The organism is Paenibacillus sp. J22TS3 (assembly GCF_018403205.1).
Taxonomy (GTDB): domain Bacteria; phylum Bacillota; class Bacilli; order Paenibacillales; family Paenibacillaceae; genus Fontibacillus; species Fontibacillus tuaregi.
On record NZ_BOSF01000002.1, the window covers coordinates 295,626 to 321,371 of the forward strand.

Here is a 25,746-nt window from a genome sequence, read left to right on the forward strand (position 1 = left end):
ATTAGGTCAACCAGTTTATGCACCAGAAACAAAGGCTTTTCCAAGGTCAGGTCGGGAAACTTAGCAATTCTGAAGAAATCGGGAGACAGGGCTATGTTATGATTTTACATATACCAGTAAAGGGGATGAAAGGTCATGCAAAAAATCAATACTTTTTTGTGGTTTAACGACAATGCGGAGGAAGCCATCCAGTTTTATACTTCGATTTTTAAAAATTCCAAGATCGTCAACGTACAGAGGTATGGAGAGAAAGGGCCAGGCCCTAAGGGTGCCTTGGCATCGGCGACCTTTCAACTGGAAGGGCAGACATTTATGGCGCTAAACGGCGGGCCTCATTTCTCGTTTACCCCGGCTATTTCCCTGTTTGTGAACTGTATCGATCAGCAAGAGGTTGACCAGCTGTGGGAACGGTTATCCGAAGGGGGAAGCACGGAGCGATGCGGCTGGCTTAAGGACAAGTTCGGGTCTATCCTGGCAGATTATCCCTACTGCACTGGGAGAATTTCTGCAGGCTGAAGATGCAGAGAGAGCTGGAAGGGTGAGGAAGGCGATGCTGCAAATGGACAAAATTGATATTGAACGGTTGAAGCAAGCTTATGAGGGCAATGACGGGATGAAGGAAGCCTGAATTCTGAGGGGTGTCTACTGACTGACAGGAGCTTTGATTTTTGTTTTGCCGGCAACCAGCAGATAGGACAGGATGGCACTGGTCTAAAAGCTACTTTATTCGGGGAAAATGGGAAGTAGCTTAAAATAAACGGAGGATATTATGGGTACAATCGTATGGAATTCATTTCTGCTCGCTTGTGTTGGAACCATCTTGGTGAGGCTGGCCGGACGCAAATCTGTTTCTCAAATGACGACACCCCAGATTGCCATCCTTCTGACCATAGGATCTGTCCTAGGTTCTGAAGTAGGAGGAAAAGGAATGTGGTATTCCATCATAGCGGCGGCAGTCTTTATTGGATTCCTGGTAGCTACGGAATGGATAACCCTAAAGTGGAACAAGGCTGAGAATTTGCTGAAAGGCAAGTCGGTTCCAGTGATCTCCGAAGGTAAGCTGTTGTATGACAATTTAAAGATGCTCAGAATTTCAGTTGATGATCTGGAGAAAAGACTGCGGTTGGTTGGGATTTCAACACTGGCTGATATTAAGACCGGAACGATAGAATCCAACGGAGAATTTGGATATGAATTAATGGATCATGCGAAGCCCGTTACCCGTGGGGATTTGGAGAAGCTGCTCAAGACTAATTTCCCCCAGGTGAACATTCCTGTCGCCCCTGTACAGCCCAATATATTCACTGAGGTTGTAGGGTCCTCAGCAGCAGGAGAGAAAACGCCTGAGCATCTCCAGTAAATCCGATTGCCATTGGCTCCTGCGTGACCATGATCCGGTTAGGAAACAACGCCGCTTAAATGATATACAGGAGCAAACCCAAATCCCCTCTGCATGCCAAGGGGATTTTTGATTTGCATTATGAACTTGTTCCTGGTGGACCTAGTGCCGCTGAAGAAGCTCATACTTTTTTTAACGGCCATAACAGAACATCCAGGCGGGGGGTATAGGTTTGAAGAGCGGGCTTGGGATCATGATGAAGTCCGAAGGACTGGAACATTGTGTTAGCCTGCAGATCTAATACCGCCGGATAAAGCGGCCAAGGCAGATGATGGATGTCGCTCCTGAACAATTCATGTTTGGAACTGCAGGTATAAAGGCAGTAGCGTTCGGTCAGCCAATGTGTCAGAGTCCAGGGACTGGCGTGGAAGCTGGATGCTTCTTCGGCAGCCTTATACATGCCTTGGAACAAGGCTTCCTCATTGCTTTTAAGTGTTCTCCTGCTTGAATATTCAATCATATTATCCTCTTGCTTCCGGGCATGCATATCCGCATGGTGATAGGGAAGGCGCGCACCTATCCGGGCACCGGCCACGGCAAGCCTGCTAGAAGCCTCCAAGGTGAGGAAAAGGACCCCCGGTTTGTTATCGTGAACAACATAAGTTCGCACGTTAAGCTCCAGGAATTCATGAACGAACGGAATGGGAGGAAGTCCTCTGAGGCGAAGAGGATTAACGCGAAAAGGGGACACACTGACCCAAGGCCTGCCTTCCCATGTATCCAATATGAGACCCTGCGGGATATAGGGGGCAATCTCCTGCTCATCCACCGGCCAGTGGGTGAAGAGCAGGTCCCTCCATGTCTGCCGCATAAGCCAGGGACCACGGGGCATTGGGCTGGGGCGATGGCGGGTATGCTGCAATATTTGATGGGGATTCATGCGAGATCTCCTTTCTTCCGGGCTGAGTAACTATTATTACCCTGTTTGCAGCATGAGTATAAAGAATCAAAAAACGCCTGTATTTACAAAGGCTCCTGGCAAAATGAACCCAGCAGAACATAACAAAAAAAGCATTCAACAAATAAGCACACAACAAAAACAGCACCTTAGCCGTTTCGGGCCAGGGTGCTGTTGTGTTCTTCATTCTATACTCGGCAGATATGAGCCGGACAATTGTCGCAGTGACACACATTTCTGAGGTACTCCAGATCATGAATGACGATGTGGCCATCGACAAGATCGATGATTCCCTCTTTCTTCATATCACTGAGCATGCGGTTGACACTTTCCCGGGTAGCTCCGATCATGTCGGACATTTCGGTGTTGTTGATTTTGATCGTAATCCGGCGGTGTTCTCCGCATGGCTCTCCGTAGGAATTGTTCAGACGGATCAGCAGAGAGCACAAGGCTCCAGTTTTACCGAACATAAGCAGATCGCGCATCTTGGTCTGGGTCAGCATGTGTGTAGCACCCTGCCAGCGCATGAATTCCACTGCAAGATCACCATGCTGCCAGAGCAGCACTTCAAGGTCCTTCCGCTGGATAACTCCCAGATCACAATCCTCAATTGCGACAGCACTAAGGAGGTGTACGGACTCAGAGAGCACATCCCCATAGCCAATCAGGTCGTCTTTATGATGCATGTACAAGGTGAATTCCTTGCCGTCATCCGCCGACTTGGTGACCTTGATGCGTCCTTTGCGAACATAGTACAGATAATCCGCAGCGTCGCCTTCCCAGAACAGGTTGGAGCCTTTTTCCACGTGCTTGGGATACATAATGCCTCTCAGCAGTTCCTGGTTCTCTTGCGAGAAAAATTGCTGGATGCCTCCGTCCTGTTTACTGCCGTTTTGCGCTTTGAGTTTATCTTTTTGTTCGATCATCCTCCGTACGCCTCCTTGTTTTCCGTTACTTTTATTCTACTCTTATTCTATATATAAACGTAATCCGGGAGTTCTCTGATTTTCGAAGTGGAAATCCCCTGAGATTTCTATGAGATACATCACAGTCTAGGGAATATTTTACATGCTGTGACGTGAGTCATATATATGCAAAGTGTCATTTGTTACACTCCGGGTAGTGGGAGACTTGGAAGAAGAGACAAAGACAGCATTCTTCCGGGAAGAGAGAAACGGAGACCTGATATTATGCACAGTCAACAAGAGCAGGGCGGCCATGAGCCGGAAGTGAATTATGATACTTGGATGCTGAATCTAAGGTTTGTGTTGATCACACTTGTATTTATTGCTACAGGAATTGAACCCGTGATGGAACGGTTTGGTCTGCTTGGGGGCCTGCATGCCTGGATTTTTATTTTCCACATGCCGCTGTTCGCTTATGTTACAGGGTACTTTTCGAGGAACACGCTGCTTGGCCGGAGTGGCCTTAAGGTTATTGTATCTATTGCCGTTCAATATATTATTTTTCAGACCTTGTATTCATCTCTTGATGTGCTTTTCTTTCACGTTCCTGGGCAGAAGCACTCTTTCTTCATTCCTTATCTGATGCTCTGGTTCCTGGTGGCTCACATTGGGTGGCGCTGCCTAGTGCGGCTGATGTGCGCCCTTGGCATCAAACATCCTGTGGCCGTCTCGTTATGTCTGGGTGTGGCCGCAGGGTACTTAGGTACTGACGGGTCCTGGCTCAGCTTCTCCCGGATGTTTGTGTTCCTGCCGTTCTTTGCAGCCGGATATGCTGTTCATCCCGCCAAGCTGCTAGCCTTCATTAGCGGTAAGGGGCGAATTATTCAAGCGGGGATTTCCCTGATTGTGCTTGCTGCTGTTCCTGCTCTAATGTGGCATGGCACACCGGACTGGCTTTACGGTAAATTCACCTATGCCGAAATGGGCAGCTTTGGCCCTGCCGCTGCAATGATTCGTCTTGGCTGTTATGTGCTGCAGATCTGGGCAAGCCTTGCTGTATTGGCGCTGATTCCGCGAAGACAGTCTATTCTGACAAGCTTGGGATCAAGAACATTATACGTCTTCCTCCTCCACGGGCTGTTCGTCCGCAGTGCAATTAGCTTGGGGCTTTATGATTTTGTGCAGCATACCGGAGACGTTGTGATTCTGGCAGCTGTAATTTTGATCATGACAGTTGCCTTGTCGTTGCCTCAGACCAGACAGATGACCAAGTGGTTCATTGAACCGGAGCTGGATAGTTTGTACCGATTGGGCTACCGGCTTACGATTCGCCGGCATCGTCCGCGGATGCTGAAGAAGCTGTGACCAACCGCACTGAACAAGTGAAAGGGTCAAACTACAATTAGGAATGTTACCGAAGGAGATGAATTTATGGCAGTATCAAGAACATTTGTGATGGTGAAACCGGACGGTACCCGCCGGGGATTAATTGGAGACATTATGAGACGCTTCGAACACAGAGGATTCCGGCTGGTGGATGCCAAGCAAATGAATGTGGATAGTGCCTTGGCTGAGCAGCATTATGTTCATCTCAAAGCTAAACCATTCTTCCAAGAGCTTGTGGACTATATTACTTCTGGTCCGGTGTTTGCTATGGTGTGGGAAGCGGAGAATGCCGTACAGCTCTCCAGAAATATGATTGGTCCAACCAATCCAGCAGAGGCTGGACCAGGCACAATCCGGGGGGACTACGGAACATCAGTGGAAGCGAATGTCATTCACGGGTCGGATAGTCCTGAGAGTGCTGAGCGGGAGATAGCTCTATTCTTTGGTACCAGATAGACTGATTAACTTATAAGGAAACCGAATAAGGCAGTAACCAGCGGCATAATTCCATGCGTGCTTCACCGGATTTATGCCTTTTTTTCACCATGAGAAACAACACAGGTTTTACCAAATATTGAAGGAGGAGGCATACCGTATGCTTACAGGCATTATACTAGCAGGAAATTCTGAGCCGGTTTCAGACGGGCGAATGGCGGCTCTTCTCCCTTATCAAGGGGAATTGTTAATACAAGCCCAGGTAAGGGAAATGAAAAAGGTATGTGATGAGGTCATGGTGGTAACCCCTGATCCAAGGCCTTTCTTAAGGGTTCTTGAGCCATCAACGCGGATTATTGCAGATTACCATCAGGGCAAAGGATCCCTGGGTGGATTCCATGCGGGGTTTAGTTTATCCTCCCATCCTAATATTTGGGCTGTGGGCAGTGATATGCCGTTTCTGTCTGCAGCGGCAGCCATGCTGCTGTTAGAGTGTAAACAGATGGGCTATGAGGCAGCGGTTCCGACTATAGCCGGAAGCAGTTATCCTCTGCATGGTGTGTACGATAAAGCTTGTGTAAGGAAGATCGGCAAGCTGATTGAACTTGGGGAGACGCGGGTTCAAGCGCTTCTGCCAAGAATTCAGAGGATGGATGTTCTGGAAGCCCGCTTCGAAGAGAAGGGGATAGAACTTGATTTTGTTAAAGACATCCACACTTGGACGGCGGCTCCGGAATTGTCCTCCCCGGTGGTCACGGCAGCAGATGGCGGAGGGGCTAATATCTAGTCTAGGAGCATAGTGGGAGGCTGTTCCTGCTGACATAGTTGCGCAGCCCCCACTAATTATTCATTAGAAGCAGGGTTATACATATAAACAGGGAGCAAAAATTATGTGCGAAAATAAATGTGAAAAAAATCACAAAACTGTGATTTATGTCACAGTTGCTGCCCTCTGCCGGCCTTACAATTAAGACATAAAGATCAGGGAGATGGTAGACATGGTAAAATGGATAAGAGAAAACAAGATTGCTGCGGTTCTGTTGTTACTCGTTAGAGTCTATCTCGGCTGGGAATGGATGACAGCCGGATGGCATAAATTAACCGGGGGATTTGACGCTACAGGCTTCTTGAAGGGTGCAGTTGCGAAGCCGGTGATGGAGAAAACAGGAGATTTAGTATATCCGAACTTCGTAGCTTTCTTGAATCACTTTGCACTGCCGAACGCCAAGCTGTTCAACGTTCTCATTCCACTCGGTGAGTTCCTCGTAGGACTCGGGTTGATTCTTGGATGCTTGACCGCCACAGCCGCATTCTTCGGAATGCTGATGAACTTCATGTTCTTATATGCCGGCACCGTAAGCACGAACCCTTGGCTGGTTATGCTCGGGATCTTCATTGTAGTAGCAGGAGCTAACGGAGGCAAATTCGGGGCAGACTACTTCGTTCTTCCATACCTAAGAAAAGTATTCGGCAAAATGTTTCACCGGGAGGCGGCAGGTAGTCTACCGAAGGGTAATGTTATTCAGAGATAAGTAGGCAGGCAGGTCAGCTGCTTGGCTTAGATAATAATTGAATCGGTATTGTCGAAGAGAGCCGCAGCCCATGAATCCGGGCTGCGGCTCTTTTTATAATATAGAAAAGAAACGGGGGTCTCCCGGAAGCTGCTTCAGCTTCCAGAGAGCAGGAACATTGAAAGGCTCCCGGCTGGCGATCGACGTGTGACGCTGAAGGAAGAGCTTCGTATGATTTGACGTTATACGTGACCAAGCCACCTGTTTTGGATAAGGTATAGACGCCCATTTTCCTGAATTTACCTTTAGGCAGACGTAGAGAAATGATAAATTTAATAGAAAAGACATAAGGAGGAATAGATATATGAAATTTCAATCAAAGCTCGCTTTAAGTGGAGCTGCCCTATCACTGGCTGCCACAGTGCTGCTTGGAGTGCATGCCCCGGAGGCTGTGGCGGCCAAATCCAAAGCTAAAACTGTGTATTTCAAAAATTGTACAGCCGCCAAGAAGGCGGGCTACTATAATATCAAACGCGGGGACCCTGGTTATCGTAAAGCCCTTGACCGTGACAATGACGGCATCGCTTGCGAGAAGTAAACCACTCGCTTTATAACGGTTGGCAGGCACTCAGGCATCCAGATATTTTATCAGCGAAAGGGTTGATTTGGTTAGAAACAGCCCTTGGGAGTGCTCCTGCAGCTAATTTTTGTAAGCGCTTAAAAAAGTTCTTGCCAAGAGGAAATAAAGCTTGCTATAATCACTTTGAAAAGGTTCTCAAAAAGAAGGTTATAAATGATGAAACCAACAATTCGAGATGTTGCCAAGATGGCGGACGTATCGATCAGCACGGTCTCCCGCGTGATGAATGCGCCGGAATCGGTTGCTGAAAGTAAGCGTCTTCGGGTGTTGGAGGCGATTGAGAAGCTTCAATACCAGCCGAATTCGTTTGCGAGAGGTCTGATTTACAAGAAATCTTTTACATTAGGTCTGCTGATTCCAGACATTGAGAACCTGTACTTTGCTGGTGTGATCCGAGGGATGCAGGATGCCTGCATCAAGCTTGGATATAGTCTAATGATTTGTAACACAGACCGCGACAAGGAAAGATTGATATCTTATATCGATACTTTCCATGAGAAGCAGGTCGATGGGATTGTTTTTGCGAGTGACGCGCTTTATCCAGAATATTACGAGAAGCTTGTTGCCTGCAGGATTCCCTTTGTACTGGTGTCTTCCCACTCTGATGAGTTCGACATTCCATGTGTTGAAGTTGATGATGAGCTGGCGGCCTATGATGCGGTGAAGTTTCTGATTGAGCTTGGCCATAAGGAAATTGGCATGATAGGGTTCAATTTGACAGACTCTATATCGGGACCACCCAGGTACCGCGGATTTGTAAGAGCAATGAAGGAATTTGGGCTTGAGAATAACACGCCGAAGATCAAATTTGCCTCTCACCGCTTTGAGCATGCGTATCAGGCTACACATGAGCTGTTCACTGATTATCCCGAATTGACGGCGGTATTCTGTGTAGCTGATGAATTCGCAATGGGAACGATTTCTTATCTGAAGGACCGCAATATTCTTGTACCCGGGCAGGTATCTGTTGTCGGATTTGATAATCTTCGGATGGCGAGCATGTTCGTCCCTAAGCTTACAACGATTGCACAGCCGATCTATGATCTGGGATACAGAGCCGCAGAGAAGCTGCATGAGCTGGTCACTACAGGTACGGTTCAGGTGCTGAGAGAGAGGATGGACCACAAGCTGATAGTAAGGGAATCGTCACGGGAGAGATAGCTTTCCGGCAGCTCGAAAAGCTTTTCAAATATGTGTTGAAGCAAGCTGCTTATGAAATAGTCATAAAGACGGTTACTCACAAGTACAATTTATAGGATCAGAAAAAAAGTAAAATACCTCGATAACTAAAATGAAAGCGCTATATTTATGAGAACAATATTCAGCTCTTGTTTAAGATAGGTAGTCAGTGACTTTTGAAAAGCTTTGCAAGGAGGTGATCCCGCTAGAAGCCTGTTCGGACCCGACTGATTGAACTGAAGACGGCCTGATTCACGGCCGAAACAGCAGGTTTAAGCAGCATGGATCTATCTTTAGTTCAACCATTTAACCAAATGGACGCAGTACCTGCTAGTCTCTACTAAATAACTAAAAGGGGATGTATGCAAAAATGAAGAAGACAGCAAAAACAAAAATGTCGCTGCTTATGGTAGCGTGCCTATCCTTAACCATGATGCTAAGCGCCTGCGGCAGCGGCGGCGGCCCGACAGATTCTGCGGCACCTAGCGGCAACACGAACAATAATAACACTAACCAGACTACGACCGCAGCGGCAGGTTCTGAGCTGGATAAGGCGCTTAAAGGCGAGTATAAAGGAACAAAAGTAACAATGTTCGGACCATTCGTGGACGCCGACCAGAAGAAATTTGAGAGCAGCATTAAGGATTTCGAGGACAAAACAGGGATCGACATCCAGTATGAAGGCTCCAAGGAGTTCGAAGCTACTATTAATATCCGTGTAGACGGCGGCAGTGCGCCGGACATTGCGGACTTCCCGCAGCCGGGTCTGCTGGCATCCATCGCTAAGACCGGCAAAGTAGTTGACCTGACCAAGGTGCTTGATCAGGATAAGATGAAGCAAAACTACAATAAAAGCTGGCTGGATATGTCTATGATGGACGGCAAAGACGGCAAAATTATGGCAGGAATCTGGAACCGCAGCAACGTGAAGAGCTTGGTGTGGTATCCGAAGAAACAATTTGAAGAAGCCGGATACAAGGTACCTCAGACATGGGATGAAATGATGGCTCTGACCGAGCAAATTGCCAAAGACGGTGACCCTGCCTGGACGATTGGCATCGAGAGCGGTGCTGCTACAGGATGGCCGGCAACAGACTGGATCGAGAACATCATGCTCCGTACTACTACACCTGAGAATTACGACAAATGGGTAAAAGGCGAACTGCCATTCACTTCTCCTGAAGTGAAGCATGCCGTTGAGGTGATGTCCAAAATTTGGATGAATAAAGATTATGTATATGGTGGAACGAAGTCCATTGTAACTACTGCATTCGGGGATGCTCCAAAGCCAATGTTCGACAACCCGCCGAAGGCTTGGTTTAACCTGATGGGTAACTTTATTACCAGCTTCTTCCCTGAAACAGCGAAAGTTGATCAAGACTACGACTGGTTCTATCTGCCACCGATTGATGAGAAATATGGCAAACCGGTACTGGTTGCCGGCGACATTTACGCGATGTTCAATGACCGTCCTGAAGTACGTGCGGTTATGCAGTTCTTTACAACAGGCGAATCTATCAAAACCTGGGTACAATCTGGGGGTGTAATTGCGCCGATGAATGACGCTTCCCTTGACTGGTACCAGTCTGAATCTGATCGTCGTATGGCGAAACTTGTGCAGGATGCAACTACCCTGCGTTTCGATGGATCTGACTTGATGCCGGGTAAAGTCGGTGCGGGTACATTCTGGAAAGGGATGACCGACTATGTGAGCGGAACCGCCACTCTGGACAATGCCCTTAAGCAGATTCAGTCAGGCTGGAACAACTAATTTGACTTTGAAGTCCAAGCTAGAGGGCGGATAAGGGATGAACACAAAGACAAAGAGGGGCGCTTGGCGGAAACAGGGTTCAGCCCCTCTTTGTCTTTTCTTTAGCTTACGAAGTGAGTTTTGCTCCGCAAAACTAATAGGAGGATCAATTATGGAAGCACAAGCTAAGCAAAGAGTCAGCATGAGGGCGATATTGTTGTTCCTTGGCGTACTGCTGGCCAATATCGTAATCAATGGCCTGATTTTTATGTTTTTCCGCGATTCAACACTGAATCCGCTGCTTACGGCGGTGCTTGCGGTGCTGTGGGGCGTTCTGGGTGTCTATCTTATTTACTATACCCTAAGCTGGGCGGTTGAGCAGTTCCCGGAACATATCCGCAAAAGGTTTCTGCCGTATATTTTTATTGGGCCTGCGGTCATCATCTTGGGCTGGCTGCTTGTTCTTCCCGCACTGCGGACCCTTTATTTAAGCTTTTTTAACGCTTCTTCTGACAAGTTCGTCGGACTTGGCAACTATATTGCGATCTTCAGTGACCATCTCATGGCAACGGCCCTCCGCAACAACCTTTTATGGGTATTCGTGGGTACTCTTGCCTGTGTGGCTTTCGGGCTCTTGATTGCGATTCTTGCCGATCGGAGCAGTTATGAAAAGATAGCCAAATCGATCATTTTCATGCCGATGGCCATTTCTTTTGTGGCTGCAGGAGTTATCTGGAAATTCGTGTACTATTATCAGCCTGGTGACCAGCAGATCGGACTGCTCAATGCGATTGTTGTGGCTCTTGGGGGAGAACCTCAAGCATGGGCCAGTATGCTTCAGCCTTGGAACAACTTTTTCCTGATTATTATTCTGATTTGGATGCAAACAGGATTTGCCATGGTTATTTTCTCGGCAGCCATCAAAGGGGTGCCTGAAGATATCCTGGAAGCGGCACGAGTGGACGGTGCGGGGGAGATCAAAATTTTCTTCAGCATCATGATCCCATACATTTCAACAACGATTCTGACGGTGACAACAACGATTATCGTCTTCACATTGAAAATATTTGACGTCGTCATGGTGATGACGGGAGGTCAATACGATACAGAGGTAGTCGCTACCCAGTTCTACCGGCAGTTCTTCATGTACCGTAACTTCGGTTATGGTTCCACACTTGCGATCGTTCTCCTGATTGCTGTCCTGCCGGTCATCATTATTAATCTGCGCCAGTTCCGCAAGCAGGGGGGATTCTAAATGGCCTTGAAGAAAAAAAGAAAAGGCGGTAAAACCGTCGTTAATATTGTACTTGGGGTCATTTGCCTGATCTGGCTTCTCCCTACGTTAGGGCTGCTTATCTCGTCCTTCCGGCCTGCAGCGGACATTCTTCAGACCGGATGGTGGAATGTATTTCCCCACCAGGAATGGAAAGCGGCTGGAGAGACCATCAAGCTGCCGAAGGACGTGGATCTTCGCGGTCCGATTGAGGTTAACGGCAAGACGTACACTGATGAGCAGCTCAAAGCTGGAGTTGAGGTGGATGGAAGCCGCCTGAAATGGGAGAACCGCCGGGCCCGCACCATCAGTGTAGAGAAGCAAGGATGGGTTACCAGCACGGATCTGACCCTGGATAACTACAAAAATGTAATCTCGGGTAAAGAATACACGCTCAAAAATGCGGATGGCAGTGCGACGACAGAGAAAGGGACCGGCTTATCCCAAGCTTTCTGGAATACGCTGACGATTGCTGTTCCGGCTACGGTAATTCCGGTGCTGATCGCTTCTTTTGCGGCATACGCCTTCGCTTGGCTTCGTTTCCCAGGACGTAAGACAATGTTCGTAATCATCATTGCGATGCTGGTTATTCCAATCCAGGTAGCGCTGATTCCGGTGCTCAAGGATTATACTTCGCTCGGACTGAACGGCAGCTATCTAGGCATCTGGCTTGCTCATACGGCATTTGGTCTGCCGCTGGTTACTTACTTTATGTACAATTTCATCAGCCAGCTGCCTAAAGATTTGTTTGAGTCGGCGTTTATGGATGGAGCAAGCCACTTTACGATTTTCAGCAGACTGATTCTGCCGCTGTCGGTGCCCGCACTGGCCTCGATCGGCATCTTCCAGTTCCTATGGGTATGGAACGATTATCTGGTGTCCCTGATCTTCATCGGCAACCAGCCGAACGTTCAGGTCATGTCCATGAAAATTGCAGATCTCGTAGGCTCCAGAGGAAACGACTGGCACCTGCTCACCTCAGCCGCATTTATCTCCATGCTGATGCCGCTGGCGATCTTCTTCCTGCTGCAGAAGTATTTCGTCAGAGGATTGATGGGCGGTTCGGTCAAAGGCTAACAGGTTCCATTAGCTGCAGATAAGATGGCAAGAAATATAGTTCTTTAGAAAGTTGATGTATAACAAGATCAGGGGGTAGGCACAGGGTGAAATGATTCTAGAGAAGCGCAGCGTTCGCCTTGGTGAACGGATTTCTACCGTATGAAATCATTATATAAAATGAACTTTAGAATAAACCGAGCTCAGCTTCGATCCCGAGTGATTCTGAAGAAGCGGAGCGTCCGCCATTGTCTCCGAAATGCCCCACTGATATCTAGTCCAAGCATTTCGGAGACAACAGTGGCCTTAAAGAACACTCGGCATCGCAGCGCCCCGAATAAGGTAACTTTCATCATAAGTTCATTTTATATAGATCAAGAAATCCGTGAGCAACAGCGGCCTTAAAGAACATTTCACCCGGATGCCTTCTCCGCATAATTAATTGTTCAATTTATATGGATTATAGAGACAGAGATAACCAGGAGGGACTACGAGATGAAGATGAAACCATACGAACACCCGGAACCACTTTATCCTTACGAGGATTGGTCCTTGGGAGAGAAAGCTTACGACGATCAGAACAATCAGCGCAGCGAAAGTGTATTTGCCATCGGCAATGGCTACATCGGGATGCGTGGCAATTTTGAAGAAGGATTTCACGGGACAGTTGGAAGATCCGTCACAGGCAATTATTTGAACGGGTTCTACGACTCCGAACCGATCGTGTACCCGGAAGGGGCTTACGGGTATCCTTCCCGGAATCAGGCCATGCTCAATGTATCAAATGCTCAGATTATTCAGCTGCGGGTGGAAGGGGAGTTATTCCATCTGAACAGCGGAACTATCCATGGATACAGCCGCGAGCTTGATATGAAGATGGGGGTTCTTCTCAGAGAAGTGGACTGGGAATCCCCGGCGGGCCACCGGGTAAGAATCAAGATTCGGAGGCTTGCTTCATTGAAGCATAAACATTTGGCCGCGATTCACTATGAGGTTACGGCGGTCAATTTCGAAGGGACCATTGCCTTCGTCTCGGCTATTGACGGGAAGATCGCCAAGCAGGAGACCACGGACGATCCAAGACTCGGAGCGGGAGCGGCGGAGCCCAGTCTGATTCTCGAAGAGATGAACCATTCGGAACAATTCGCCTATATGAAGCAGCGGACCCGGCATACCCGGTTCGCCCTTGTCACTGCAATGAGCCACCAGTTCGCTGCGGAAGCGGGATATGAGCTTGCAGAGAAAATGGAAGACGAGCGAATTACGGTAGAGTATGCGGTTCCCCTGCTTAAGGGCGATCGTGCATCGCTAACCAAATATATTTCTTATCATACTTCCAAAGACTATGCGGAGGAGGAGCTGCAAGGCAGAACCGGGCAGGTTCTCGGACAAGCTGCCGAGACCGGGTTCGATGGTTTGCTGCAGGAACAGCAGAAGTTCCTGGACAGATTCTGGAGCAGGGCGGATGTGGAAATCAACGGGGACCCAGCGCTCCAGCAGGGCATCCGGTTCAATGCGTTTCAGCTGCTTCAGTCGGTTGGACGTGACGGGGTTACCAACATAGGGGCCAAGGGACTTACCGGGGAAGGGTATGAGGGGCATTATTTCTGGGACACCGAAATGTACATGCTTCCCTTCTTCACCTATACCCAGCCGGAGATCAGCCGGGCTCTGCTGGAGTTCCGCTACGCCACACTAGATAAAGCGCGGGAACGTGCAGCCGTCATGTCCCAGAAGGGGGCGCTCTATCCTTGGCGGACGATTGACGGGGAAGAGAATTCTGCCTACTTCCCGGCGGGAACCGCACAGGCTCATATCAATGCGGACATTGCATATGGCATTAAGCAGTATGTGATGGCCACAGGGGATACGGAGTTCCTGGTTAGCAAGGGGGCCGAGATCCTGTTTGAGACCTCCCGCTTCTGGGTGGATCTAGGTCATTACAATCCGGCTAAGGGAGGCGCCTTCTGCATCGATGCGGTGACCGGACCGGATGAGTATACAGCTATTGTTAATAATAACGCCTACACGAACTTAATGGTTAAAGACCAGCTGATCTTTGCTCATCAGACGGCGGAGCAGCTGAGGAACGAATACCCAGAAGCATATTCCAAGCTGTGCAGCCGCATCAACCTTACTGAAGATGAAATTAAGGGGTGGCGGGAAGCTGCGGATAAGATGTTTGTTCCTTATGATGAGGAGCTCGGCATTTATGCCCAGGACGATACGTTTCTAAGTAAGGAAAAGTGGGATTTTGAGAATACACCTTCGGAAAAATACCCGCTACTGCTCAATTTCCACCCGCTTGTGATCTATCGTCATCAGGTACTGAAACAGGCCGATCTGGTCCTGGCTTTGTTCCTGCTTGGAGACAAGTTCACCCTGGAAGAGAAGGTCCGCAACTACAATTATTATGAGCCGCTGACCACACACGATTCTTCCTTGTCCCCGTGTATTCACAGCATTGTGGCCGCGGAGATCGGCGATCTTCAGAGTGCTTATTCCTACTTCGACCGTACCGTCCGCATGGATCTGGATGATATTAATAAGAATGTGAAGGACGGACTCCATACGGCCGCCATGGCCGGATCGTGGATGTCTATTGTGAACGGGTTCGGAGGAATGCGACTGGTTGATGGAACTCTGGCGTTTAATCCTGTCCTGCCTGAGCAGTGGAAGAGCTACCGCTTTAGGATTGTTAATCAAGGGGCTCTGATCGATATCTTTGTGGATGGGGATGGAGTTCAGTATACTCTTATTGAAGGAGAGACGCTCACGATCAAGCACAAGGGCCAGAGTCTAACACTAGTAAGGAATGAGCCGGTGCGAGCTTAGCTTGAGAAGAACCGAATACACTGAGCCCACAGGGTTCACCTTGTTAGTTACAGTCCAAGAGGCTGTCCCAAACGCAAGTAATCTTCCAGCAGAGCGGAAGGATTTTTGTGAAAAGTAAGCAAAGCGCCAGTCCAAGGGGTATCCTTGAACTGGCGCTTTGCTATTTTGGTCTATTATATGCTTCTATCGGAAGATTAAGGGCAAATCGTACGAAATTCCGGACGCTGGCGACCGGCCAGCCACATGAAGAGAATGGTTTCTCGCACGGCTTTGGCATCTGCCGGGAGGAGTAGATGTGTTGGGTGTAGGCGTAGAGAATGACTTTAGTGAGGAGTTTAGGATGGAAGCTGTGGCCGTCTCCGCCGGGGTAGGCGGCAGTCAAGAGAGCATCGTCGATGCGATTCACCGACTCGTTCACACGCGGACGAGTCGGCTCTGCGGAATGTACTCTTTTAAATCCATCAGCAGATCCTATTGCGCCATTGTATAGTGAAATACTAAAGAAGCCCCCCTTTGGCATGGTTGCTAAACGCTTCCATTTTACCAAGGAACGGCTTCTTTTGCTTTTAATTGTTTGTTGCTTGGTGGGGGATTTCGCCGAAGCTGCGCCAGAGACGAATGACCCGCAGCCAAGTGCTAGCGGTCGCCTTTGGTTTTGGATTTTATCCATTACAAATCATTCAAGTAATCTTAAACCAGCAGCGATGGGAGCAACGTTCGTTCTCGGAGCCTTTTAAACACAAACCGAACTCCCAAACCAAATCAGGGGCCGTCTTTTGGAACAGCCCCTTTTGGTTTGTGTTGGGGAAAGGGAGACTCATCCATCCGGGGTTAGTAAGTGATTATATTAACAAGATTGCCCTATACATTATGGATGTTCATTGCCGAGTAGCTAATCAAAAGTTTCGACCTTGATGTCACTTTTTTCGACCCTTACGGGGGTAAGAGAGAGGATATAATCAGTTCATAGCCACAGAGAAACACCAACTTAAGAGGAACAAGCAAGCAAGCTTACTTCGTTCCTGCCGCGATGGGGGTGAATGTGTCAACCTTTATAAATAGGTTGAATGATGTTCCAGTTAATCAGTCAAGACCAAATATATTTATAGGGGGCGCAGGAAAATGAAGAAGAGTGCAGTGAAAATGCTAGTTTTTCTGATGATGTTCACTCTGGTTGTTACCGGCTGTGGTGAAGCTAAGGACTCTAAGGCTTCAGGTGGTTCAGATGGCAAAAAGAAAATTGTAATCGGTTTCTCGCAGACGGTTATGAATCACCCTTTCCGAATCGCCAATGTGGATACAGCGAAGAAAGCAGCAGCAGATCTTGGAGTTGAGCTCATTGTAACTGACGGACAAGGGGATGCAAGTAAGGAGATTGCTAACATTGAAAGCTTGATTGCCCGTAAGGTTGACGCAATCATCGTAAGCAGCCTTTCCGGTAATGCGATCTACCCGGCTTACAAAGAAGCCGATCGGGCAAAGATACCGCTCATCATTGCAGCTTCCGGGGTGCCGGAAGATGACAAAATTCCGTATACGACTTTTGTCGCTTCGGATGAAGTGTTGATGGGGCAGCAGGCAGCCAAGTACATTGCCGACAAGCTAGGCAACAAAGGAAATCTGGTCGTTCTGAATGGTGTTGTGGAATCCACCAACTCCCAGCTGCGTACGAAAGGATTTATGCCTGAGATCAAAAAGTATCCGGACATCAAGATTGTAGCTGAGCAGTCTGGAGAATGGTTACGTCTGCCAGCGATGCAGGTCATGACGAATATTTTGCAGGCGAACAGCAATATTGACATGGTCTTTGCTCAAAATGACGAGATGGCTCTAGGCGCAATTGAGGCAATCAAGAAAGCTGGACGAATGGACAAAATCAAGGTAGTCAGCATGGACTCTCAAAAAGAAGCCTTGGAAAAAATCAAGAATACGAACGAGTTGCTCATGACTGTGAAGAATGAATGGAGCTTTGAGACGGCTGTGAAGCTGGCCATCGATGCGGCCAACGGCAAAGAAATTCAAAAACGCGTCATTCTGGACTCCCCGGTTATTGATAAATCCAATGTAGATAAATATTACGATCCGAAGTCAACGTTCTAAGGACTAACCTGACACAGATTCATACAACCAAAATTCGAACTTAGGAGGAATTACAATGGGTTTCGAGGATGCTATGCAAGAGATACAGGTGGCTGAATATCAAGAGCGTGTGAAAAAGGCAAGAATCAAGATGGAAGCTGAAGGGCTGGATGGATTGCTTGTATATTCCGATTCTTATCGGATGAGTAACGTTCGCTGGTTGGCTAACTACCGGGCATTTGATGGGGTCTTCCCTTACCCAGCTATGGTGTTCATTCCACTCGATGGTGAGCCGACTTTGTTCGCTGAAGGAAGTCTGGTCTCCTACGCTCAGGATGAAACTTGGTTCTCGGATGTAAGAGGAATCCGTCAAGAGCTCGGCAATGTACTGAAGGATTTCCAGAAAGGCAAGCCTTCTGCAAAGATCGGCCTCAGCGGTTCGAAGTACTGCGCACTTGAGTTCTATGAGATCATCAAGGACAGCTTGAATCCGAAATCTGTACTTCAGAAGACCAATATTATTGAATACCTGAAATCGATCAAGAGTGAAACTGAAATCCGCAACATGAAGGTGGCAGGCCGCCTTGCAGATATGGGGATTGAGAAGATTCATGAGCTGCTGGCAACCGAGAAACTGACGGAGAGAGAAGTCACCCGTCAAGCGATGGCGCATATGTTTGCGAGCGGCGCAGACACCGTATCTTTTGACATGATGGTCCAATCAGGCCCTAACTCCGGTGACTTCTTCCTGGCACGTCCGCGTGACCGTCAAATTGTAAAAGGCGATACCATCCTAATCGATATCGGCTGCAGATACAATGGCTATTCTTCTGACATGGCCCGCGGTGTGGCATACGGTAAGGTTGACCCTGAGAAACAACGTCTGCTTGATACTTGTCTGGAAGCTTGGAGAGCGGGAATGTCTGCACTAAGACCGGGTATGACCGGGGCTGAAGCGGATGTGGCTGCTAACGAAGTGCTCAAGCGTGAAGGTTATCCGCATATGGCCGGAGAAGGCCGTGGCTGTGCCCACTCTACAGGGATGGATCCGGAGGAGGAAATTCCAGTAGTAGGTCCAGACAGCCAGGATGTTCTGGTTGAGAATCAGACCATTGCCTTCGAAATCACCTTGTTGATTCCTGGATATGCTGGAACCCGTGTAGAAGATACGGTGGTTATCCGCAAGGACGGACCAGAGTCGCTTACGAACCATCCTTATGTATGTAACTGGTACCAGGATTAATCTTGTAATAAATTTGAACTCTCAATTTTGAAGCTGCTATGGCTTTGCAACACTTGCTGATGCAAAGCCATATTTGTTGCATCCACAAAAGGGGACTCAGGCAGATGGAAATTACTATTCAGAAGGCACGTTCACTGTTCAAACAGGAAGAGACTTTGCTGCTGCTTTTTATCGTCCTGATTACAGCAATTTCTCCTATATTCTCGCCGGAATTCTTCACTTCTTATAACGCCTCGAATTTGCTTCGGCAGATCTCATATCCGGCCATCGTATCGATCGGGATGCTTCTGACGGTACTGATTGGAGGAATTGATCTATCGGTTGGTTCTATCATGCAGGCCGTAAGCTTAGCTTCCATTATGCTGGTTCAGCAGAATATGTCCACAGGCATGATTGTCATTATTGTTCTTGCCCTAGGAATGTTCTTCGGGTTGATGAATGGCCTGCTCATCACTTACGGAAAGCTGCAGCCTTTTATCGTTACCTTAGGCACCAAAGTTATCATTGACGGCACGACCCTTTACATGACAAAGGGAAAAGGGATTAGCGGAGATGCCAGCGATAGCTTCCTTGAGATTGGCGGAGGGTATCTGGGTGAAATTCCATACCCTGTGATTATCATGCTGGTACTGTATATTATCGGGTTCATAATTCTGAACAAAACCGTGTTTGGCAGACAGGTCTACAGTGTGGGGTCCAACAGGATTGCCGCTCATAACTCCGGCATTCATGTGAATCGTGTACAGCTGATCGTCTACGTGCTGTCCGGTCTGTTCGCCGCCATTGCCGGCCTGCTGATTGCTTCAAGAACAGGTGCTTACCAGCCGATGTCCGGCAACAGCGGGGCGACTGGTATGGAGCTGAGTGCGATAGCCGCGGTTGTTGTAGGCGGGGCCAGCTTATCAGGCGGTAAAGGCAGCATTTGGGGGGCATTCTTAGGCGCGTTACTTTCGGGTTTGCTTTTTAACTTACTAGTCTTCCTTGACATGAATCCTTATATTCAACAGTTTATTTTAGGACTCATTATTCTTGGGGCCGTCATATTCTCTGCCTCTAAGAACAATAAGTAGACCTACAAATACGGATAAAGAGGGAAATCATATGGATAACGTTATACTCGAACTAGCCGGTATCTCCAAGCAATTTGGCAATAATTATGCGCTTAAAGATATTAATGTGAAAATCCGTGAAGGGGAGTTTCATGCCATCGTCGGGGAGAATGGGGCAGGCAAATCCACCCTGATCAAGATTCTGTCCGGCGTTCATCTTCCTTCCGAGGGGACGGTTCATTTCAAGGGCCAGACCGTTCAGTTCTTATCCCCTTATATGGCCCAGAGTAGCGGTGTAAGCACGCTATTCCAGGAAATTCAGGAGATTCCCGCACTTTCTGTTGCAGAGAATATTTATCTGGGCAGAGAACCGCGTAAACGCTCCTTACTGCAGTGGAAAGCCTTGTACCAGGAGGCCAAGGAACTGCTGAATAACCTGGATATCAAGATTGATCCCTATAAGAAGATGGAAGAGCTTAGCATTTCTGAACGTAAAATGGTGGAGATCGCACGGGCTGTCTCGTTCAAAGCGGAGCTGTTAATTATGGATGAGCCTTCCGCAAATCTGAATGAAGATGAACTGCAAGTGCTGTTCAAGACGATCGCCGAGCTGCGCAAAAGAAATGTGACGATCATTTACATTTCCCACCGTCTAAGAGAGATCTTCGCGATGGCTGACCGGGTAACCGTACTGCGGGACGGACAGCACGTCAAGACAATGGACATAGGAGATACCGACGAGACGAGATTGGTTCAACTGATGATCGGACGTGAGCTTAAGGAATATTACCCTGTGAATACGGAGACCATCGGCGATGAAGTGCTTCGGGTTCAGGACCTCCATCTTCCTGGTGTTCTACATGACGTTAACCTTAGTCTGAAGAAACGGGAGATACTTGGGATCGCTGGACTTGCGGGATCGGGCGGTAATATTATCTCAAAAGTACTGTTTGGACTCGTAAAACATTACTCAGGTCAAATTACGCTTGACGGGAAGCCGTTCTCACCGAAGAACCCGCGTCAATGTATCTCAAGGGGCATCGCATTTGTTCCCGAGGATCGCAAATCACAGGGGCTGTTTCTCAATTTAAGCGTAAGAGCCAATATGTCCATCACTTCGCTGAAGAAGTTCAGGAAGTATGGCCTCGTCAATCGATCCAAAGAAGTGAAGCAAGCGAACGAACTGGTAGAGCAGCTGTCGGTGAGGCCTAAAAATATCAGGACCCCTATCCGCAGCTTAAGCGGAGGCAACCAGCAGAAAGCCTTGATCGGTAGATGGCTTCTGGACAAATATAAAATTCTTATTCTCGAAGAGCCTACACGGGGGGTCGACGTAGGTGCCAAAATGGAAATCTATCAGGAAATCAACAAACTGTTAAATAAAGATTTGTCCCTAATTATCGTATCCTCCGAGCTGCCGGAACTTCTGGGGATGTGCGACCGCATCCTGGTCTTCTCGGGTGGAACGATCACGGGTGAGCTGGAACGAAGTGAAGCCACTGAAGAGAAGATTATGGAATACGCTTTACAAGAGGTGAAATAATGAAAAAACTCAGAACCTATCTACCTTTAGCAACTCTAGTTGTGTTGATGATTGTGGGAACATTTCTGTCTGATAAGTTCCTGACGTACAGCAATTTAATGAATCTGCTTCAGTTCAGCGCCGAAAGTGCTCTGATTGCCGTAGGGATGACATTGGTAATTCTCACAGGCGGAATTGACCTTTCGGTAGGTTCTATCGTGGCCTTGGCAGCCGTGGTAAGTGCCAACACGCAGCAGTTAGGGCTAGCAGGAATCCTTGTGATCGTACTGCTGATCGGAGCGGTTATTGGCGCAATCAATGGGATTGTTCTTACTAAATTCCGGGTTGAACCGTTTATGGCTACACTCGCAACCATGGCCATTTTCCGGGCAGTAACACTCTGGTATACGAATGGCGGGCCTATTCTCGGAAATATTACACCAGCCTTTTCGTATCTAGCAAATGGTAGTGTACTTGGTATTCCTCTTCCTGCTATTTATGTGGTTGTGGTCTTTATTATTGGATATGTGGTTCTTAATCACACCCCGTTTGGAAGACACGTGCTAGCCATTGGAGGAGGCGAAGAGACCTCGCGGTTGTTCGGGATTAATGTGAAGCGCGTTAAAATCTGGGTCTATATCATCAGTGGAGTACTTGCTGCGCTTGCAGGTATGCTGATTACCTCTAGAATCGGAATGGGTGAGCCGAGATCGGGTTATCAGTTTGAATTGGTTGCCATTGCTGTTGTTATTGTTGGCGGAACGAGCTTAACAGGGGGACGCGGAACGATAGGCGGCAGCTTTATCGGACTTCTGATATTTGCTGTTGTCATGAATATTATGAACCTGCTTAACATCTCGTCGTTCGTACAGCCTATCGTACGGGGATTAATTATTATACTGGCAGCACTGGCCATCTCACGAATGCTCAAGTCCAAGGCCTCAACTGGGATTGCCTGACTTAGAGAGTCAGCAGATGGAAACCTGAACAGGCTGGGCGTTCTATCATGAATGTCCGGCCTGAATTCACCTAACTTAATAGGTGAGATGTAAAAGATTACAATTACCCGAAAAATCACATTTTTGATAGTATGAGATTACTATAAAGAAACCTATCACCTTGCGTTTTAAGGAGCTGCCGGACGATGAAGCATTCACTGCGGACTTATTTATCTTCAAGCGTGAAACGTAAGATGATTACTATGGTTGTGATTATGTTGATCTTTGTGGTTAGCATCATCGATATGGTGACTTATATCGTATCTTTTAACTTTCATTTGAAGGATGCCCAATCAAATGATGCTCAAAAGGTTCAATTTATGAGTGAGAATATGGATGATGCTATTTCCTATATGGGCAAGCTTATGGACAGTATTTCGCAGGATGTGGAGTTACAGACGATGCTTCAGGCGAGCCAGCAGATGTCTTATGAACAACGCAGACAGCTTGAACAGGTCCTTCTGGAGAAAGTCATGTACTCCACTGATAAATTTGAATCGGTGTATTTGTTCAACACCGAGGACTTCCTGGTGAAGTTGAATTACAACCCATCAGGCAATCCCAACATCCAAGATGATGTTCAATCCCGGCTGAAAAAACAGCGATATGATACCGTAGGAAGAATTACTTGGCGTGTTAATAACGGGGTGATCTATGTCGAACGTGCCATAAGGCAGCGGGATTCGTTGAAGATGCTCGGATACATCACCATTTCGCTTCAGGACGACTATTTGAAGCAGCGGCTGCAGTCCGAGACTTCCAGGTACAGTTATGTTTTTGATGAGAAGGATAACCTACTGGTCAGCAGCAGTGAGGATCCGAAGATCAATGCGCAGGACCTGCTGACCAGAGCCAAGGACAAGGCAGTGGGTGTCCCTACTCTTCTCGAGGTTGAGCCCTTCGGTGAGATGCTCTTCACCACTTATGTCTCTGACCAGGCGAATTGGCGAGTCGTATCCCTGGTTCCCTTGAAGGAAATTTCAAAGGGCACTGAGCTGATTGGACAATGGATTATTGGCATTGGTCTTATTGGAGTGCTGGTTGGAGTAGTGCTCACATGGCTCAGTACCAAGCATTTGATCGCTCCGCTGCATGACTTGAAGAAGGTGATGGATCAAGTAGAGACCGATGAGTTCGATCAGAAGGTGGATATCAAACGCAGAGATGAGTTCGGCAGGCTTGGACGCAGCTTCAACCGGATGATGCACAAGATTAACTATTTAATTTCTGAAGTCTATCAAAAAGAGCTTGCCCAGAGAGAATCGGAATACAGAGCGTTGAAGGCTCAAATTAACCCGCATTTCCTGTACAACACGCTGGATACGATCCGGTGGCTATCTATGTACGGAGAGAACAAGAAGATTGAGAATGTTGCCGTGTCCCTTGCCCATTTGCTCAAATCTAATCTGGTTGATGGTAAAGAGATGATACCTGTTCAATCGGAACTGGATTATATCAATGCCTATTTATCGATTCAGAAGACCCGTTTCGAGAATAAAATTCAGATTTCAATCCACATTGAGGATTCGCTTAAGGAGCTGTATATTCCAAGGTTTGTTCTTCAACCGATTGTGGAGAACTCGTTCGTTCATGGTCTGGAGAATAAAATAGGCACAGGACATTTAAGCATCATAGGAGTGCGGGATACGCAATACGTTAAACTTCGTGTCATAGATGACGGTGTTGGGATTGAAGAGAACAAGAGGAGAGTTCTTCTTCAGTCTAATGGTGAAGAGAATCCGGGAAGTGCGAAGGGAACCGGGAACGGTCTTAAGAATGTACACAAGCGAATTCAAATGCTGTTTGGCGAGCCTTATGGACTTACCATAGTCAGTACCGAGAATAGTGGAACGATTATAGAGATTATTTTGCCCATAGTGAAATATCCGGGTGATTCTTACCCATCCGAAGAGAAAGGGGAGCTGGCGGGTGTATAAGATCGTGATTGTGGATGATGAAGCTATCGTAAGCCGTGGTCTTAGTGAGAAGGTGAACTGGCAGGAAATGAACTGTACCGTGTGTGCAACAGCCTCCAACGGATTTGAGGGTAAGGAAGTTATTGAGAAGATGAGGCCCGATATTGTGATCACGGATATTAAGATGCCCGGAATGAACGGTCTTGAACTGGCTGAATATATAAGGGGACAATACCCTGACATCGTTACGATATTATTAAGCGGTTATAGCGACTTCAACTTTGCCCGGACGGCTATGAGACAGCAGGTATTTGATTATTTACTCAAACCGATAGAAATCGCCGATCTGAAGGCGTGTATTCTTAAAGCGATTGACAAAATGCAAAGTCATACGCCTGTGATCGGGGATGCTGAGCGGGAGAATCTCGATATTCTGGAATCCGGCATGATTATGAATTTGATCGTCAATGGAAATCGGGAGCTTGAGAATACGGCTAAGAAAATGAAAGAATGCGGAATCAAGGTCACCAATGGTCAGATCGTCGTGTTCGAGTTATATGAAGCTTCCGATCCATCCTATGCCGAATATGCTTCTATCTACCAATTCGCAGTTAATAATATAGTTACAGAGACCTACCGGTTATTTGATATGAATACAACGATCGTCAATTTTGAAGGCAAGAGTGTTGTTGTTGTGAAGACAGATGCTGGTATTCAACAGATTATTATGCAGAGACGGGTGCTCGAAGCCACAACCCTGTGCCTGGAGAACGTGAGTACTTATCTAAAGAAACTAGTAAGTGTGGGGATTGGATCCAGCTTTAGAGGTATAGAGCAAATCTGCGATTCCTTTCAACAGGCTTTGAAAATGCTGGACATTCAATTGTTTTGGGGAATTCATAAACCTGAACCGTTTTTTGGAAGCGCTATCGCCCAGGTGAATACTCCTATGGATTCTCGGCTGACTGAATCTATTCTGGAAGGTGATTATAATGAGGCCAAATTCTATTGGAATGTTTTTGCCTCAAATATCAAGGCTGGACGGAATAAGAGCGCAGCGCTTAACAGCTGTCTTGATTTCCTTATTGGGCTGTCCAAACACGTTCCTCAAGGGGATGCGAAGAATCAGATCACTCAGGCCATTACCGAGATTACGGGACTGCGTACTTTTGAAGAGTACTGTTCCGTGATCACCGAAATTATAATTCGAGTATGCGATGAGGTGAACCGGAGAAAAAAAGTAGAGAGAGCAAGATCCTTAAGTGACAGGATTATTTTGTATTTAGATACCCACTATTTTGATGCCTCTTTGAATCTGCAGTATATTGCGGATACATTCCATGTGTCTACAAGTCATGTCAGTCGTCTGTTTAAGAAAGAGAAAGGGATAAACTTCAATGAATATTTGACCGTGCTGCGTGTGGAGAAAGCCAAAGAACTGCTGAACAGTAGCCAGCGGCTTACCGTGCAGGAAATCGCCAATAACGTAGGTTTTATGGATGGCAAATACTTCGGGCAGGTGTTCAAAAAGTATTACGGCATTACGCCCTCCGAATATAAAGAGAGTAAAGCATCAATCAAATGTTCTTGATCCAGGTAAAGATATAAAGAAAGAAGGGTGTTCCTAAGTAAGATTGTTTCTACTTAGGGACACCCTTTCTTCTTTCGAGGG

Annotated in this window: 22 protein-coding genes and 1 pseudogene; 20 read left to right on the plus strand and 3 right to left on the minus strand. The window is 47.4% G+C overall.

What is annotated here, in order from left to right:
* Nucleotides 1-135: 135 nt before the first annotated feature.
* Both KJS63_RS07205 and KJS63_RS07210 read left to right on the plus strand, forming a co-directional pair.
* Nucleotides 136-516: a VOC family protein gene (locus KJS63_RS07205; protein WP_306432888.1), complete on the plus strand. Its 381-nt coding sequence runs from the start codon at nt 136-138 to the stop codon at nt 514-516.
* Between the two features lie 253 nt (nt 517-769).
* The gene (locus KJS63_RS07210; protein WP_213618544.1) at nt 770-1,360 is read left to right on the plus strand and encodes a DUF421 domain-containing protein; all 591 of its coding nucleotides are present in this window, start codon (nt 770-772) and stop codon (nt 1,358-1,360) included.
* A gap of 160 nt (nt 1,361-1,520) precedes the next feature.
* Here the strand turns inward: KJS63_RS07210 and KJS63_RS07215 are convergent, their stop codons facing one another.
* Nucleotides 1,521-2,279, minus strand: coding sequence for a YqjF family protein (locus tag KJS63_RS07215; protein ID WP_213618545.1), 759 nt, complete (start codon nt 2,277-2,279; stop codon nt 1,521-1,523).
* 206 nt (nt 2,280-2,485) lie between these two features.
* Entirely contained in the window at nt 2,486-3,223 is a 738-nt protein-coding gene (locus KJS63_RS07220) for a Crp/Fnr family transcriptional regulator (RefSeq protein WP_213618546.1), read from the minus strand.
* A 264-nt stretch (nt 3,224-3,487) separates the two neighbouring features.
* On the opposite strand from KJS63_RS07220, the gene KJS63_RS07225 reads away from it, so the two are divergent.
* The 10 genes from KJS63_RS07225 (at nt 3,488) to KJS63_RS07270 (ending at nt 15,267) form a co-directional block, all read left to right on the plus strand.
* Nucleotides 3,488-4,567 carry an acyltransferase family protein gene (locus KJS63_RS07225; RefSeq protein WP_068619757.1) on the plus strand — a complete coding sequence of 360 codons (1,080 nt, stop codon included), beginning with the start codon at nt 3,488-3,490 and terminating at the stop codon, nt 4,565-4,567.
* Between the two features lie 66 nt (nt 4,568-4,633).
* Complete coding sequence (ndk, locus tag KJS63_RS07230) at nt 4,634-5,044, plus strand: nucleoside-diphosphate kinase (protein WP_213618547.1); 411 nt, start codon at nt 4,634-4,636, stop codon at nt 5,042-5,044.
* A gap of 139 nt (nt 5,045-5,183) precedes the next feature.
* Complete coding sequence (gene mobA, locus KJS63_RS07235; protein ID WP_213618548.1) at nt 5,184-5,810, plus strand: molybdenum cofactor guanylyltransferase; 627 nt, start codon at nt 5,184-5,186, stop codon at nt 5,808-5,810.
* Between the two features lie 211 nt (nt 5,811-6,021).
* The gene (locus tag KJS63_RS07240; RefSeq protein ID WP_213618549.1) at nt 6,022-6,555 is read left to right on the plus strand and encodes a DoxX family protein; all 534 of its coding nucleotides are present in this window, start codon (nt 6,022-6,024) and stop codon (nt 6,553-6,555) included.
* 343 nt (nt 6,556-6,898) lie between these two features.
* Nucleotides 6,899-7,132 (plus strand): excalibur calcium-binding domain-containing protein, encoded by a 234-nt coding sequence (locus KJS63_RS07245; RefSeq protein WP_068619752.1) that lies wholly within the window; start codon nt 6,899-6,901, stop codon nt 7,130-7,132.
* A 195-nt stretch (nt 7,133-7,327) separates the two neighbouring features.
* Entirely contained in the window at nt 7,328-8,335 is a 1,008-nt protein-coding gene (locus KJS63_RS07250) for a LacI family DNA-binding transcriptional regulator (RefSeq protein ID WP_244862526.1), read from the plus strand.
* Nucleotides 8,336-8,723: 388 nt separating this feature from the next.
* Nucleotides 8,724-10,124: an ABC transporter substrate-binding protein gene (locus KJS63_RS07255; RefSeq protein ID WP_374706262.1), complete on the plus strand. Its 1,401-nt coding sequence runs from the start codon at nt 8,724-8,726 to the stop codon at nt 10,122-10,124.
* A 151-nt stretch (nt 10,125-10,275) separates the two neighbouring features.
* On the plus strand, nt 10,276-11,358 hold the full coding sequence (locus KJS63_RS07260; RefSeq protein WP_068619750.1) for a carbohydrate ABC transporter permease: 1,083 nt from the start codon (nt 10,276-10,278) through the stop codon (nt 11,356-11,358).
* Nucleotides 11,359-12,453 (plus strand): carbohydrate ABC transporter permease, encoded by a 1,095-nt coding sequence (locus KJS63_RS07265; RefSeq protein ID WP_213618550.1) that lies wholly within the window; start codon nt 11,359-11,361, stop codon nt 12,451-12,453.
* A 474-nt stretch (nt 12,454-12,927) separates the two neighbouring features.
* A complete protein-coding gene (locus KJS63_RS07270) occupies nt 12,928-15,267 on the plus strand; it encodes a glycoside hydrolase family 65 protein (protein ID WP_213618551.1) in 2,340 nt (779 codons plus the stop codon).
* 203 nt (nt 15,268-15,470) lie between these two features.
* On the opposite strand, the pseudogene KJS63_RS26635 reads toward KJS63_RS07270, so the two are convergent.
* Nucleotides 15,471-15,729, minus strand: a pseudogene (locus tag KJS63_RS26635) (transposase); the annotation flags it as partial.
* A 56-nt stretch (nt 15,730-15,785) separates the two neighbouring features.
* On the opposite strand from KJS63_RS26635, the gene KJS63_RS07285 reads away from it, so the two are divergent.
* The 8 genes from KJS63_RS07285 to KJS63_RS07320 all read left to right on the plus strand — a co-directional run bounded on the left by KJS63_RS07285 (nt 15,786) and on the right by KJS63_RS07320 (nt 25,665).
* On the plus strand, nt 15,786-16,004 hold the full coding sequence (locus KJS63_RS07285) for a hypothetical protein (protein ID WP_213618554.1): 219 nt from the start codon (nt 15,786-15,788) through the stop codon (nt 16,002-16,004).
* Between the two features lie 385 nt (nt 16,005-16,389).
* Entirely contained in the window at nt 16,390-17,367 is a 978-nt protein-coding gene (locus KJS63_RS07290; protein ID WP_213618555.1) for a substrate-binding domain-containing protein, read from the plus strand.
* Between the two features lie 55 nt (nt 17,368-17,422).
* Nucleotides 17,423-18,589, plus strand: coding sequence for a M24 family metallopeptidase (locus KJS63_RS07295; protein WP_127200030.1), 1,167 nt, complete (start codon nt 17,423-17,425; stop codon nt 18,587-18,589).
* A gap of 104 nt (nt 18,590-18,693) precedes the next feature.
* The gene (locus KJS63_RS07300) at nt 18,694-19,659 is read left to right on the plus strand and encodes an ABC transporter permease (protein ID WP_213618556.1); all 966 of its coding nucleotides are present in this window, start codon (nt 18,694-18,696) and stop codon (nt 19,657-19,659) included.
* A 31-nt stretch (nt 19,660-19,690) separates the two neighbouring features.
* The gene (locus KJS63_RS07305; RefSeq protein WP_213618557.1) at nt 19,691-21,181 is read left to right on the plus strand and encodes a sugar ABC transporter ATP-binding protein; all 1,491 of its coding nucleotides are present in this window, start codon (nt 19,691-19,693) and stop codon (nt 21,179-21,181) included.
* Entirely contained in the window at nt 21,181-22,119 is a 939-nt protein-coding gene (locus KJS63_RS07310; protein ID WP_213618558.1) for an ABC transporter permease, read from the plus strand. Before KJS63_RS07305 ends, KJS63_RS07310 begins: the two co-directional genes overlap by 1 nt.
* 185 nt (nt 22,120-22,304) lie before the next feature.
* Nucleotides 22,305-24,095 (plus strand): sensor histidine kinase, encoded by a 1,791-nt coding sequence (locus tag KJS63_RS07315; protein ID WP_213618559.1) that lies wholly within the window; start codon nt 22,305-22,307, stop codon nt 24,093-24,095.
* Entirely contained in the window at nt 24,088-25,665 is a 1,578-nt protein-coding gene (locus KJS63_RS07320) for a response regulator (protein ID WP_213618560.1), read from the plus strand. The genes KJS63_RS07315 and KJS63_RS07320 overlap by 8 nt, the downstream gene beginning before the upstream one ends.
* Nucleotides 25,666-25,746 lie beyond the last annotated feature (81 nt).